The sequence below is a fragment of the Rhodoferax sp. SPJ4 genome, assembly GCF_058216275.1.
Window position 1 is genome coordinate 1,115,990 of sequence record NZ_JBYZMN010000001.1, and the last position, 13,102, is coordinate 1,129,091.

Below are 13,102 nucleotides of genomic sequence, written 5' to 3' on the forward strand. Positions count from 1 at the left end.
GCCCCTTGCTTTTTTCGCCGCGCGGGCCATCTCGCCCTGAATGCGCGCCATTCCGACCGCCATGACCGACCAAATGAACGCCAGCCGCCCCGAGGCTGGCCCAGCCGCCCAACAACAGCAATTCCAGCCCGCCGCCGACCCGCTGACCGCCCTGCAACAGGCCGCACTGGCCTACCACCGGCCCCAGCATGGCGGCGACACCGCCGGCAAGCTGGCCATCGCGGTCACCAAGCAGGTCGCCGGCCAGGACGACCTGTCGCTGGCCTATTCGCCCGGCGTGGCCGCGCCCTGTGAAGAAATTGCCCGCGACCCCGCGCTGGCCTACGAGTACACCGCCAAGGGCAACCTGGTGGCCGTCATCAGCAACGGCACCGCGGTGCTGGGCCTGGGCGCCATCGGCGCGCTGGCCAGCAAACCGGTGATGGAGGGCAAGGCGGTGCTGTTCAAGCGCTTTGCCGGCATTGACGCCTTCGACATCGAGATCGACGAGAACGACCCGCAGAAGCTGATCGACATCGTGGCCAGCCTGCATCCCACCTTTGGCGGCATCAACCTGGAGGACATCAAGGCCCCGGAATGCTTCCACATCGAGCGGGTGCTGCGCGAGCGGCTGGACATCCCGGTCTTCCATGACGACCAGCATGGCACGGCCATCGTGGTGGCCGCCGGCCTGATGAACGCGCTGCACCTGCAGGGCAAACGCCTGCAGGACGTGCGTCTGGTCTGCAACGGCGCCGGTGCCGCGGCCATCGCCTGCCTGGAGCTGCTGGTGGGGGTGGGCCTGGACCCGGCCAAGACCCTGGTCTGCGACTCGCGCGGCGTGATCTTTGAGGGCCGCCACGCTCCCGGCGACGACGGCGAGAAGGGCGCCTGGGCCCGGCCCACCGCCGCCCGCACGCTGGCCGACGCCCTGGTGGGCGCCGATGTGTTCCTGGGCCTGTCCGGCCCCCGCCTGGTGGACGAGGCCATGGTGCTGAGCATGGCCCAGCCGCCGGTGGTGTTCAGCCTGTCCAACCCCGAGCCCGAGATCCGGCCCGAGCGGGTGGCCGCGGTGGCGCCCCTGGCCATCACCGCCACCGGCCGCTCCGACTACCCCAACCAGGTCAACAACGCCCTGTGTTTCCCCTATTTGTTCCGTGCCGCGCTCGACACCGGCGTGCGGCAAATCAACGGCGCGATGAAGCAGGCCGCGGTGCGTGCGCTGGCCGAGTTGGCCCGCAGCGACGCCGACTTCGGCCCCGCCAAGCTGCTGCCCACGCTGCTCGACCCCAGGTTGCTGGAAGCGGTGTCGCTCTGCGTGGCCCAGGCTGCGGTCGACAGCGGTGTGGCCCGCCGGCCCTTTGACGCCAAGGCCTACCGCCAGCGCCTGCAGCGGCTGGCCGCCCAGACCCAGGCCTGAACCCCCTCCACCCGGGCTGCGGCAGGCGGGGTCTGCCGTTCGCCACCGCTTTCCATTGCACATGAACACATTGCTTCTGTTGGCCCCCTTGCTGGTGGGCGCCTGGGTGCTGAAAACCCGCCAGCAGCGCCAGCGCATCGCCCTGCTGGGCCATTTCCTGGGCCGCCACCGGCTGGAAAAACTGATGGAAACCGTGATGGACGGCTACCAGCGCGCTTTGGGCGAGGCCGATGCCGAACGCCAGCGCGCCGTTCTGGCGCTGATGCGCAGCGCCGAGCGCGACCTGGCCAGCCAGCTGGGCCAGGTCGCGGGCGACTTTGCCAAGGTCGACGTGTTACACACCCGCGTCAGTCGCCTGCCGGTGGCCATCGCCTACGCCGACCGCTTGTTTCCCAGCCAGACCTTCGACATGCGCGACCTGCTGCGCCTGCACGCCACCGGCCTGCAAAGGCTGGCCGACGCGCCCGAGGACGTGGACCCCAAGGCCCATGCCTTCGGCTTTTCTGCCGAGCTGCTGCTGTTGCAGCACAGCTGCCACTGGTTTTGCCGCTCGCAGGCCACCGCCTCGGCCCGGCTGCTGGCCCGCCACCAGAGCAGCCATGAGCAGGTGCTGGCGGCGGTGTCGGCGGACACGCGAGCGGGCTACAGCCGGCTGACGGGCGGCTGAGGGCCGGCCCCGGCCCGGTCTAGCCCAGCACCCGCCCCGGGTTCATCACGCCCCGCGGGTCCAGCGCGCCCTTGATCGCGCGCATCATCGCCAGCGCCTCGGGGGCTTTGTAGCGGACCAGTTCATCGACCTTCAGTGCGCCCACCCCATGCTCGGCGGAGAAGCTGCCGCCATGGCGGGCCACGGCCTCGTAGACCAGGGCATTGACCTGGCCCTCGTGCTGGCGCAGAAAGGCCGCGGCGTCCTGGCCTTCGGGGGCCTGCACGTTGTAGTGCAGGTTGCCGTCGCCCAGGTGGCCAAAATTCACCAGGCGCACGCCAGGCAGCCGCTGCTGCAGCAGCACGTCGCACGCGGCGCAAAAGGCCGGGATGCGCGAGACGGGCAGGGCGATGTCGTGTTTGATGTTCAGGCCCTCCTGGGCCTGGGCCAGCGGGATGCCTTCGCGCAGGTGCCAGAAGGCCTGGGCCTGGGCCAGGCTGTCGGCCACCACCGCGTCACTCAGGCAGCCGCGGTCCAGTGCGGCCTCCAGCAGCGATTCCAGCCGTTCGCGGGCATGGGCTTGTGATTCGCTGTCGGCCAGGTCCAGCAGCACGCGGTAAGGCGCGTCAGCGCCCGGCGGCAGGTCGGCGAAGGGCATGCGCAACTGCGGCAGGTGGCGGCGCACCAGGGCCAGGGCCTGCGCGCCCATGACCTCGAAGCCGGTCAGGCCGGCGCCCAGGTGCTGGTGGGCCAGGCCCAGCAGGTCCACCGCGGCCTGCAGGCTGGGCACCACCGCCCAGGCGGCCAGCGTGGCGGCGGGTTGGGGAAAGAGCTTCAGCGTGGCGGCGGTAATCACGCCCAGCGTGCCTTCGCTGCCAATGAAGAGCTGCTTCAGGTCGTAGCCGGTGTTGTCCTTGCGCAGCCCGCTCAGGCCGTGCCAGACCTCGCCCTGGGCCGTCACCACCTCCAGCCCCAGGCACAGCTCGCGGGCGTTGCCGTAGCGCAGCACCTGGGTGCCGCCGGCATTGCTGGCCAGGTTGCCGCCAATGGTGCAGCTGCCTTCGGCGGCCAGACTCAGCGGGAACAGCAGGCCGGCGTCCGTGGCGGCCTGCTGCACGGTTTGCAGAATGCAGCCGGCCTCGGCGGTCAGCGTCAGGTTGGCGGCGTCCAGGCCACGCACCCGGTTCAGGCGTTGCAGGCTCAGCACGATCTGGCTGCCGCTGGCATCGGGGGTGCCGCCGCCCACCAGGCCGGTGTGGCCGCCTTGGGGCACGATGGCCACGCCGGCCTCGGCACAGGCCTGCACCACTTGGGCCACCTCGGCGGTGGACGCCGGCCGCAGCACGGCCAGGGCCCGGCCGTGGTAGCGCTGGCGCCAGTCGGTTTCCCAGGCCGCCAGGCCGTCGCCGGTCAGCACATGGGCCGCGCCCACGGTCTGCCGCAGCCGGTCCAGCAGCGGGTTCATGGGTTCAGGCGCTGGGGGCGGGGGTGGCCGCCGCCGCCCCTTTGAGGCGCAGCCGCACATGCAGGGCGCAGGCGGCAAACAGCACCAGGCACAGCACCACCTCGGCCATCGCGTAGTAGGCGCTGGGGGTGCGGTCGCTGGTGGCGCGCACCGCGCCTTCGATGAAGTACAGCCACACCAGCAGGCTGACCCAGCGGTAGGTGTACATGCGGTTTTTCAGCAGGCCGGCCAGCGGAATGCACAGCGGCAGCACCTTGAGCGCCAGCAGCGAACCACCGGGCCGCACCGGCGCCAGCAGCATTTCCCAGGCCAGTCCGAGCACGATCAGACCGACCAGGCTGCCCACCGCCATCCGGCGTGTGGCCGCCACCGAGAAAGAGAGATGTGTCATTGCGATGGCATCATAGCCCGATGATTTCAAAAGATTGGTTGGCTGAGCTGTCCCGCTTCCCCTGGAAAACCACCCTGTTCACGCTGCGTGAGCGCTTTCGCGAGGACAGCCTGGGCGTCACCGCCAGCAGCCTGACCTTCACCACCACCATGGCCATGGTGCCGTTTTTCACCGTGGCGCTGGCGCTGTTCACCGCCTTTCCCATTTTTGCCAAATTGCAGGTGGCCCTGCAGACCTGGCTGATCCAGAGCCTGATTCCCGACAACATCGCCCGCCAGGTGCTGGGCTATTTGACGCAGTTCGCCGGCAAGGCCAACAAGCTGGGCGTGGCCGGTCTGGCGTTGCTGTTGTTCACCGCGGTGGCGCTGATGCTCACCATCGACCGCACGCTGAACCGCATCTGGCGGGTGCGCCAGGGCCGGCCGCTGGGTCAGCGGGTGCTGATTTACTGGGCGGCGATGACGCTGGGGCCGCTGGTGCTGGGCGCCAGCCTGGTCATCACCTCCTACGCCATTTCGGCCTCGCAGGACGTGGTGGGTGGCCTGCCGGGCGGCGTGCGTTTTCTGCTCGACCTGGTGGAGTTTTGCCTGCTGGCCGGTGGCCTGGCGGCGATGTACCGCTATGTGCCCAACACGCATGTGAAATGGGGCCATGCCGGCGCCGGCGGTGTGTTTGCCGCGGCCGGCATCGAGCTGGCCAAGAAGCTGCTGGCGGTCTACATCACCTCGGTGCCCACTTACTCGCTGGTGTATGGCGCGTTTGCCACCGTGCCCATCATGCTGGTGTGGATTTATGTGGGCTGGGTCATCGTGCTGCTGGGCGCGGTGGTGGCGGCCTACTTGCCCAGCCTGCTCAGCGGGGTGGTGCGGCGCAGCGCCGCCCATGGCTGGCAGTTCCAACTGGCCATCGAGGTCTTGCAGCAGCTGGACCGTCCCAACGGCCAGGCCTTGCATGGGTTGACCTTGTCCAACCTGGTGCGGCAGCTGCAGGTGGACGCCCTGCAACTGGAGCCGGTGCTGGAAACGCTGATGGCACTCGACTGGGTGGGCCAGCTCAGCACCACCAGCGGCGCCGAGGAGGCCCGCTTTGTGTTGCTGGCCAACCCGGACGAGACCCTGCTGGCGCCACTGGCCCGGCGCCTGCTGCTCGACCCGTCCGAGGCCACCCGCCGGCTGTGGTTCGGCAGCCGCCTGCCCGAATTGAAGCTGCGCGAGGCGCTTTGAGCCGCTGTCACCCCCCAAGCGGCCAAAGAGCGGGGTAAAAGCCCGTCATTTCGGCCTTTGCACCGCCGGCGGGCGGCCTATGCTCGAGTCAAACCCATGCCCTGCACGCCTTGACCGTCCCCCAAGGCGGCTGGGTGTGGGCATTGGCGTTGTCCAGCGCCCGAAAGGCCCCGATGTCCATCCCTGCCCTGCTGAGGCTCTGCATTGCGAGTGTGGTGCTGTTGTGTCTGGCCGTTTGGGGTGCCGGTGTGCATGCCGGCCTGAACGGGCTGTGGCAATGGCTGGTGGTGCTGTTGCCGCTGGTGGCCCTGGGCCTGGGCGGTGCGGCCTTGTGGCAGGCCACCCGCCGGCTGCAGCCCTCGCTGGTCGAACTGCAGACCGCGCTGCGCGCCGTGGGCCAGGGCGACCTGAGCACCCGCTGCGAACCCCAGGGCCCAAGGGCGTTGGTGGGGGTGCAGACCGATTTCAACCACATGGCCGAGTCGGTTCAGCGCCGCACCCAAACCCTGCAGCGCCGCAAGGCCCAGCTGCGCACCCTGACCGAACACCTGCCGGCCTTCATGGCCTATGTGGACCGCGACCTGCGCTACCAGTACTGCAACACCGCCTACGAGCGCAGCACCGGCCGGCCGATGGACCAGCTGGTGGGCCGCACCCTGGACGAGGTGCTAGGCCCACGCGATCACGCCCGGGTGGCCCCCTATGCCGAACGGGCGCTGGCCGGCGAGACAGTGCGTTTCACCGCCCGGCTGGCGGTGGCCGGCCAGGACACCGACTTCCAGCTCGACTACGTGCCCGACCGCACCGAAGACGGCCAGGTGCTGGGCTTTTACGTGATGCGGGTCGACATCAGTGCCCACCTGGCGCTGGAGCGGCAGCTGGCCCAGGCGCTGGCCTGGCAGAGCGCCATTTTCGAGAGCACCACGCTGGCCGTGATCGCCACCGACGTGTCGGGCCGCATCCAGAACATCAACCCCGCTGGCCTGCGCCTGCTGGGCTACCGCGCCGACGAGCTGGTCAACCAGTTCACACCGACCCGCTTTCACGACCCCATCGAACTGGTGCGGCAAGGCATCCAGCTCTCCGAGGCCCTGGGCCGCAGCGTCAGCGGCTTCGAGGTGCTGGTGGCGCGGGCCCGCGAGGGCGTGGCCGAGGAGCGGGAGTGGACCTATGTGCGCAAGGACGGCTCGCATGTGCCGGTCAGCGTGGCCATCACCGCCATCCGCAACACCGAGCAGGAGATCACCGGTTTTCTGGCCATTGCCTGTGACATCACCGAGCGCAAACAGACCGAGGCGTTGATTCGGCATCAGGCCTACCACGACCCGCTGACCCAGCTGCCCAACCGCGCGCTGCTGGACGACCGGCTCAAGCAGTCGGTGGCGCGCTCGCTGCGCAGCGGCAGCCGGGTGGCGGTGATCATGGTCGACATCGACCATTTCAAACGCATCAACGACTCCTACGGCCACCATGTGGGCGACCGCGTGCTGCAGACCGTGGCCCAGCGGCTGCGTTCTTCGGTGCGGCCGTCCGACACGGTGGCGCGCATGGGCGGCGACGAGTTTGTGGTGCTGCTGGACGGCATGGGCAACGCCATCGACATCGAACGCATCACCCGGCTCATCAAGCACCGGCTGGAAGAGCCGCTGGTGGAGGGCCCGCACGAGCTGCAGGTGACGGCCAGCATCGGCGTGGCCGTGATGCCCAACGACGGCACCGACAACGCCGAGCTGCTGAAAAACGCCGACGCCGCGATGTACGAGGCCAAGGCCGCCGGCCGCAACACCTACCGCTTGTTCGACAAGCAGATGATGCACCGCAACACCGACCGCATGGTGGTGGAGGCGGCACTGCGCCAGGCCATGGAGCGGGGCGAGCTGTCGCTGCAGTACCAGCCGCAGTTCGACCTGGAGAGCGGCGACATCATGGGCATGGAGGCGCTGCTGCGCTGCCAGAACGTCGACCTGGGCCCGGTGTCACCGGCCCAGATGATCAGCGTGGCCGAGGAATGTGGCCTCATCCAGCCGCTGGGCCGCTGGGTGTTGAACACCGCCTGCCACGAGGCGGCCGAGATCCAGCGCCGGCTGGGCCGGCGCCTGGGCGTGGCCGTCAACCTGAGCCCGGCCCAGTTTGCCCAGCCCGACCTGCCCGACCTGGTGGCCGAAGCGCTGCGCGACAGCGGCCTGGAACCCAACCTGCTGGAGCTGGAGATCACCGAGGGCATCTTCATGCAGGACTCGGACAGCACCGCCAACACCTTGAGCACGCTGCGGGCCATGGGCGTGTCGCTGTCCATCGACGATTTCGGCACCGGCTATTCCAGCCTGTCCTACCTGACCCGCTACACGGTGGACTGGATCAAGATCGACCAGTCCTTTGTGCAGGAACTGCCGCATGGCCGCAACGCCTCGGTGGTCAGCACCGCCATCATTTCCATCGCCCACAGCCTGGGCATGATGGTGATTGCCGAGGGCATTGAAAACCAGGCCCAGCACGACTACCTGATGGCCCACGGTTGCGACCTCGGCCAGGGCTATCTGTTCAGCCAGCCCATGCCCAAGGACGCGCTGGTGGACTGGGTCAACGACCACATGCCCGCACCCGCACGCCCCTTGCTGGCCGACACCGCCACCGCGGCCGGCTGAGGGCGGGCGGCCCGCTCAGCGGGCCAGAAAATCCGTCAGCGCGAACAATACCCCGTCAGGGGCCTCGGTCATCAGTGAATGGCCAGCGTTCAGCAGCACGGTCTGGCCATTCTTGGCGGCTTTTTGCAGGGACTGTGCGGCCTTGGGCGGCGTCATCTGGTCTTGCCGGCCCAGCACAAACAGCACCGGGCAGGGCACCTGGGCCATCGCGGCGTCGCCCCCTTGGTAGCTGTCGCAGGCCAGAAAGCCGGTGTGGAACACATTGACCTGGGTGTTGCTGGCCAGCACCCGGCGCATCAAGGCCCGTGAGCCGCCCTTGAGCCAGGTGCCCGGCCCCAGCGCCGACGGCGGCGGCGCCAGCATCGAGTGCGAGAAGGTGTTGACCATGTCGATGGCCTGCAGCGGTGCCTTGACCGCGTTCTCCAGCAGCGCCGGCGAGACCCGCATCGGAAACGCCGTGCCCACCATCACCAGATGGCTGACCCGCTCGGGCGCCTGGGCCGCGGCGGCCAGCGCGATCAGCGAACCCCAGCTGTGGCCCACCAGTGCGGCCTTGACCACGCCGGCGGCGTCCAGCAGGGCCAGCACCGCCTGGGCGCCGTCCTCCACCGAGGCCGGCGGCGCACCGGCGCTGCGGCCATGGCCGGGCAGGTCGATGGCCAGCACGTTCCAGCCATGGTGGGCCAGCGAGCGGCTCTGCAAGCCCCAGACGCTGTGGTCGTTCAGCACACCGTGGACGAAGACCACCGTGGGCTGGGCCGGGTCGAAAGCTTTGCCGCCGGTGTAGGCGTACAGGGAATGGCCTTGAACGGTCAGCAGCATGGGGCAGGGCTCACTTGGCCAGGAAGTTGCGGATGGCTTCGCCGGCCTTGGCGACGTTGAGCACACCGTCCAGGTGGCCGCCGTCGCCCTCGATCTCCACCACCTCGGCGCTCTGGCCCAGGGCCCGGTAGCGCGCCGCCGCCTGGCGGCTGAACTCGGGCGGAAACACCAGGTCGCTCTGCGCCGGCACAAACAGGATGCGGGCCCGCATGGCCGGCAGCTCCGCCTCCACGTTGTAGAGCTGGTTGGCCTTGGCCATGTAAAGGAAATGGTTGGCGTCGGTGGTGGCGGCGCGGGCAAAGCCGGCCTTGGTCAGCCCGTCTTCGATGGCGAAGCGGTTGTCCAGCGCGGCGGCCGGTGGCTTGACCGGGTCGGCGGGTTTGGCGCCAAAGGTTTTGTCGGCCCAGCCCCAGTGGCGGGCGGTCAGCGTCACCAGCTTGAGCGCCTGGGCCACACCCTCGCGTGGCTCCTCGCGGCCGTAGTAGTCGCCGCCGTTCCACTTGGGGTCCTGGCGGATCGGGGCGGCCCAGGCCTCCAGCAGGCCCAGGGTCCAGGCGCTCATCGCAAAGCCGGGGCCGATCACATGCACCACGCGGTCCACATAGCCGGGGTAGAGCGCCGCCCAGTCCATGGCCTGGATCGCGCCGCCCGAGGCGCCGGCCGCGGCCTGCAGTTTCTTCACGCCCAGCGAATCCAGCAGCGCGCGGTGCACCCGCACCGAGTCGCGCATGGCGATGGCGGGAAAGGCCAGGCCATAGGGCTTGCCGGTGTCGGGGTTGACGGTGGACGGCCCGGTGGTGGTGACCCGGGGGTCTTTGGTGTTGAGGTTGGACAGGGTGTCGGCGCTGACCACGAAGTACTTGGTGGTGTCGATGGGCTTGCCCGGGCCGATCAGGCTGTCCCAGTAGCCGGGGGCGGCGTCGGCGGCCGCGTAGCGTCCGGCGGCGTGGGAATTGCCGCTGAAGAAATGGGCCACAAAGACGGCGTTGTCGCCGGCCGCGTTGAGCTGGCCGTAGGTCTCGTAACCCACCTTGACCTGCTTGAGCGTGGCCCCGCCCACAGTGGTGTAGCTGGACAGGGTGAAGACCTTCTTTTCGGTGAGCAGCGGCGCGGCGGCCGGGGCGCTGGTCTGCGCGTGCAGCACCGGCACGGCAGCGGCCGAGAACAGCACCAACAGCAGGGCGCAGGCGCTAGGGAGCAGGCGGTTTCGCATCGGGGGTCTCCTCGTCGGTGGTGGATGGGGGCGGGTTCAGGCGGCTTTTTCAGCCGCTTTCAGGGCCCGTTTCAGGTCGTCGATCAGGTCGGCCGGGTCTTCCAGGCCGATGGACAAACGGATGGTGCCCTGCGAGATGCCGGCACCGGCCAGGGCCGCGTCGTCCATGCGGAAATGGGTGGTGCTGGCCGGGTGGATGACCAGGCTGCGGCAGTCGCCCACATTGGCCAGGTGGCTGAAGACCTGCAAGGCCTCGATGAAGGCCTTGCCCTGGCCGCGGTGGCCCCGGATGTCGAAGCTGAACACCGAGCCCGCGCCCTTGGGCAGCAGCCGCTGGGCCAGCGCGTGGCTGGGGTGGCTGGCCAGCAGCGGGTGACCGACCCGGCTCACCAGCGGGTGGCTGGCCAGGAAGTCCACCACCTTGGCGGTGTTTTCCATATGGCGGGCCATGCGCAGCGGCAGGGTTTCGATGCCTTGCAGAATCAGCCAGGCGGTGTGCGGGCTCATGCAGGCGCCAAAGTCGCGCAGGCCCTCGCGGCGGGCCCGCAGCGTGAAGGCGCCCACCGTGCTTTCCTCGCTGAACACCATGCCGTGGAAGCCCTCGTAGGGCGCGGTCAGCTCGGCGAATTTGCCTGAAGCCTCCCAGTCGAAGCAGCCGCCGTCGACCACGATGCCGCCGATCACCGTGCCATGGCCACTGAGGAACTTGGTGGCCGAGTGGTAGACCAGGTCGGCGCCATGGTCCAGCGGCTTCATCAACCAGGGCGAGGTCAGCGTGGAATCCACCAGCAGCGGCAGGCCGGCCGCGTGGGCGATGGCGCTGACCGTGGGGATGTCCAGCACGTCCAGGCCGGGGTTGCCCACGGTTTCGCCGAACAGCAGCTTGGTGTTCGGCCGGATGGCGGCGCGCCAGCCGTCGATGTCGTGCGGGTTGACGAAGCTGGTTTCGATGCCAAAGCGGCTCAGCGTGTAGTGCAGCAGGTTGTGCGAGCCGCCGTACAGCGCGGTGCTGGCCACGATGTGGCTGCCCGCGCCCATCAGCGTGGCGATGGCCAGGTGCAGCGCGGCCTGACCACTGGCAGTGGCGATCGCCGCCACCCCGCCTTCGAGGGCGGCCACCCGCTGCTCCAGCACCGCGTTGGTCGGGTTGCTGATGCGGCTGTAGACATGGCCGGAGCGTTCCAGGTTGAACAGCGCCGCCGCATGGTCGCTGGACTCGAAGACAAACGAGGTGCTGAGGTGGATGGGCACGGCGCGGGCGCCGGTGGTCGGGTCGGGCGCGGCCCCGGCGTGCAAGGCCAGGGTGTCGAAGCCGGGGTCGGCGTATCCGGGCATGGGGCAGGTCTCCAGGGGCACAGGGCAGTCCGGCGCTTGACCGACCCACCCGACGGGCGTTGAATGAACGACGTGGCCTGTTTATTGTGGGCTATATTTGAGACACCACACCCGTGGCGCCGTCGCGTCCGGGTCACCAGACCGAGGAGGACACCCATGAAAGTCATCGACATCCTGCGTGTGAAGGGCAACACCCTCTACACCGTCACCCCCGAAGAGCCGCTGATGCAGGCCGCGCAGACCATGGCCGACAAGGACATTGGCTCGCTGGTGGTGATGGCGCATGGTGACCTGGTGGGCATGCTGACCTTCCGCGAGGTGATTCAGCAGACGGTGAAGAACGGCGGCGTGATCGGCAGCACCGTGGTCCGCACCGCGATGGACGACGCGCCGCTGACCTGCACCTCCGAGACCGAGCTGGACGAGGTGCGCCGCATGATGCTGGAGCGCCATGCCCGCTACATGCCGGTGATGAACCAGCGCATGCTGATGGGCGTGATCAGCCTCTACGACGTGGCCAAGGCGGTGGTGGACAGCCAGAACTTCGAGAACAAGATGCTCAAGGCCTACATCCGCGACTGGCCCACCGAGGGCGAAGAAGCCGCGCCAGCGGCCTGACAAGGCCGGGCGCCGGCCGGCTCAGCCGAGCTCGGCGCTGGTGTGCACCACTTCCCGCAGCCGCGGGTAGATCTGCTGGTGCCATTTGCGGCCACTGAACACACCGTAGTGGCCCACCCCGACCTGGATGTGGTGGGTTTTCAAGTACGGGCGGATGCCGCTGCACAGGTCTTGCGCGGCCACTGTCTGGCCCACCGCACAGATGTCGTCGCGCTCGCCTTCCACGGTGAGCAGCGCGGTGCGCCGGATCGCCGCCGGGTTGACCAAGCGGCCGCGGTACCGCAAGCTGCCGCGCGCCAGGTCATAGGTCTGGAAGACCTTTTCCACCGTTTCCAGGTAGAACTCGGCCGGCAGGTCGTTGACGGCCAGGTACTCGTCGTAGAAGACCCGGATCACGTCGGCCTTGGCGGTGTCGCCGTCCACCAGGTGCTGGTAGAGGTTGCGAAACTGCTGCTTGTGGCGCTCCAGGTTCATGTTGAGGAAGGCGCTCAGTTGCACAAAGCCGGGGTAGACCCGGCGCATGTGGCCGGCGTGGGGAAGCGGCACATGGCTGATCAGGTTGTTTTCAAACCAGCGCATGGGTTGGCTGGTGGCCAGCCGGTTGACCTCGGTGGGGTTGACCCGGCAGTCCACCGGCCCGGCCATCAGCGTCAGGCTGCGCGGCGTGGCCGGGTGGTCGTCCTCGGCCATCAGGGCGGTGGCAGCCAGTGCGGCCACGCAGGGCTGGCACACCGCCACCGCGTGCACACCCGGCCCCACCTCGGCCAGGAAACGCATCATGTAGTCGATGTAGTCGTCGAGCGAAAAAGCCCCATGGCGCAGGCTGACGTCGCGCGCGTTGTGCCAATCGGTGATGTAGACGTCGTGGTCTTGCAGCAGGGTGCGCGCGGTGTCGCGCAGCAGCGTGGCGAAATGGCCTGAAAGCGGCGCCATCAACAGCACCGGCGGCTGGCCTTGGATGCCTTCCTTGCGGAAATGCAGCAGCGTGCCAAAGGGCAGGCTGAGCTTTTTTTCCTCCACCACCGCGACCGTCTGGCCGTCCACCTCCACCGAGGGGATGCCGTAAGCCGGCCGGGTGTGGGTGAGGCGCAGGCGCGACATCACCTCGCAGGCGGCCGACACTTTGCGCAGCAGCGAACCCTCGGTCTGGCGCCACCACAGGGCGGGGCTGGTCGCCTGCGCCATCAGTCGCAAGGGGGAGACCAGGTCGGTCTGGGCTTGGTAGGCGTGGTACAGCAGCATGGGTGTCCTTGAGCGGGGGCCCGCGGGGCTTGTGGCCCCAGGGCGGTGCCAAGGCACAGGCAAGTTGTGGGCCAAGCGGTGCATGGCGCGGCGCGGTGCACCG

11 protein-coding genes are annotated in these 13,102 nt (G+C 68.8%); 5 read left to right on the forward strand and 6 right to left on the reverse strand.

Going from position 1 to position 13,102, the window contains the following annotated elements:
- Positions 1–73 precede the first annotated feature (73 nt).
- Together AC4BAR_RS05530 and AC4BAR_RS05535 are read left to right on the forward strand one after the other, a co-directional pair.
- Positions 74–1,399, forward strand: a complete 1,326-nt coding sequence (locus AC4BAR_RS05530; protein ID WP_490626802.1) for a malic enzyme-like NAD(P)-binding protein — start codon at positions 74–76, stop codon at positions 1,397–1,399.
- Between the two features lie 61 nt (positions 1,400–1,460).
- The gene (locus AC4BAR_RS05535) at positions 1,461–2,066 is read left to right on the forward strand and encodes a hypothetical protein (RefSeq protein ID WP_490626803.1); all 606 of its coding nucleotides are present in this window, start codon (positions 1,461–1,463) and stop codon (positions 2,064–2,066) included.
- Between the two features lie 19 nt (positions 2,067–2,085).
- On the opposite strand, the gene AC4BAR_RS05540 is transcribed toward AC4BAR_RS05535, so the two are convergent.
- Both AC4BAR_RS05540 and AC4BAR_RS05545 read right to left on the reverse strand, forming a co-directional pair.
- Positions 2,086–3,510, reverse strand: coding sequence for an FAD-binding oxidoreductase (locus tag AC4BAR_RS05540; RefSeq protein WP_490626804.1), 1,425 nt, complete (start codon positions 3,508–3,510; stop codon positions 2,086–2,088).
- Between the two features lie 4 nt (positions 3,511–3,514).
- Positions 3,515–3,901 (reverse strand): DUF2069 domain-containing protein, encoded by a 387-nt coding sequence (locus AC4BAR_RS05545; protein WP_490626805.1) that lies wholly within the window; start codon positions 3,899–3,901, stop codon positions 3,515–3,517.
- A gap of 20 nt (positions 3,902–3,921) precedes the next feature.
- On the opposite strand from AC4BAR_RS05545, the gene AC4BAR_RS05550 reads away from it, so the two are divergent.
- Together AC4BAR_RS05550 and AC4BAR_RS05555 are read left to right on the forward strand one after the other, a co-directional pair.
- Positions 3,922–5,124, forward strand: coding sequence for a YihY family inner membrane protein (locus AC4BAR_RS05550; RefSeq protein WP_490626806.1), 1,203 nt, complete (start codon positions 3,922–3,924; stop codon positions 5,122–5,124).
- A gap of 173 nt (positions 5,125–5,297) precedes the next feature.
- Positions 5,298–7,769: a putative bifunctional diguanylate cyclase/phosphodiesterase gene (locus tag AC4BAR_RS05555; protein ID WP_490626807.1), complete on the forward strand. Its 2,472-nt coding sequence runs from the start codon at positions 5,298–5,300 to the stop codon at positions 7,767–7,769.
- A gap of 15 nt (positions 7,770–7,784) precedes the next feature.
- Here AC4BAR_RS05555 and AC4BAR_RS05560 read toward each other — a convergent pair whose 3' ends face one another.
- From AC4BAR_RS05560 to AC4BAR_RS05570, 3 genes are read right to left on the reverse strand one after another with little or no spacing between them, the layout of a single operon-like run.
- Complete coding sequence (locus AC4BAR_RS05560) at positions 7,785–8,591, reverse strand: alpha/beta fold hydrolase (protein ID WP_490626808.1); 807 nt, start codon at positions 8,589–8,591, stop codon at positions 7,785–7,787.
- Positions 8,592–8,601: 10 nt separating this feature from the next.
- Positions 8,602–9,804, reverse strand: a complete 1,203-nt coding sequence (locus AC4BAR_RS05565) for an E22 family MetX-like putative esterase (protein ID WP_490626809.1) — start codon at positions 9,802–9,804, stop codon at positions 8,602–8,604.
- Between the two features lie 36 nt (positions 9,805–9,840).
- Positions 9,841–11,139: an O-acetylhomoserine aminocarboxypropyltransferase gene (locus AC4BAR_RS05570; protein ID WP_490626810.1), complete on the reverse strand. Its 1,299-nt coding sequence runs from the start codon at positions 11,137–11,139 to the stop codon at positions 9,841–9,843.
- A gap of 156 nt (positions 11,140–11,295) precedes the next feature.
- On the opposite strand from AC4BAR_RS05570, the gene AC4BAR_RS05575 reads away from it, so the two are divergent.
- Entirely contained in the window at positions 11,296–11,757 is a 462-nt protein-coding gene (locus AC4BAR_RS05575; RefSeq protein ID WP_490626811.1) for a CBS domain-containing protein, read from the forward strand.
- A 21-nt stretch (positions 11,758–11,778) separates the two neighbouring features.
- Here the strand turns inward: AC4BAR_RS05575 and AC4BAR_RS05580 are convergent, their stop codons facing one another.
- Positions 11,779–12,996, reverse strand: coding sequence for a polyhydroxyalkanoate depolymerase (locus AC4BAR_RS05580; RefSeq protein WP_490627202.1), 1,218 nt, complete (start codon positions 12,994–12,996; stop codon positions 11,779–11,781).
- Positions 12,997–13,102 lie beyond the last annotated feature (106 nt).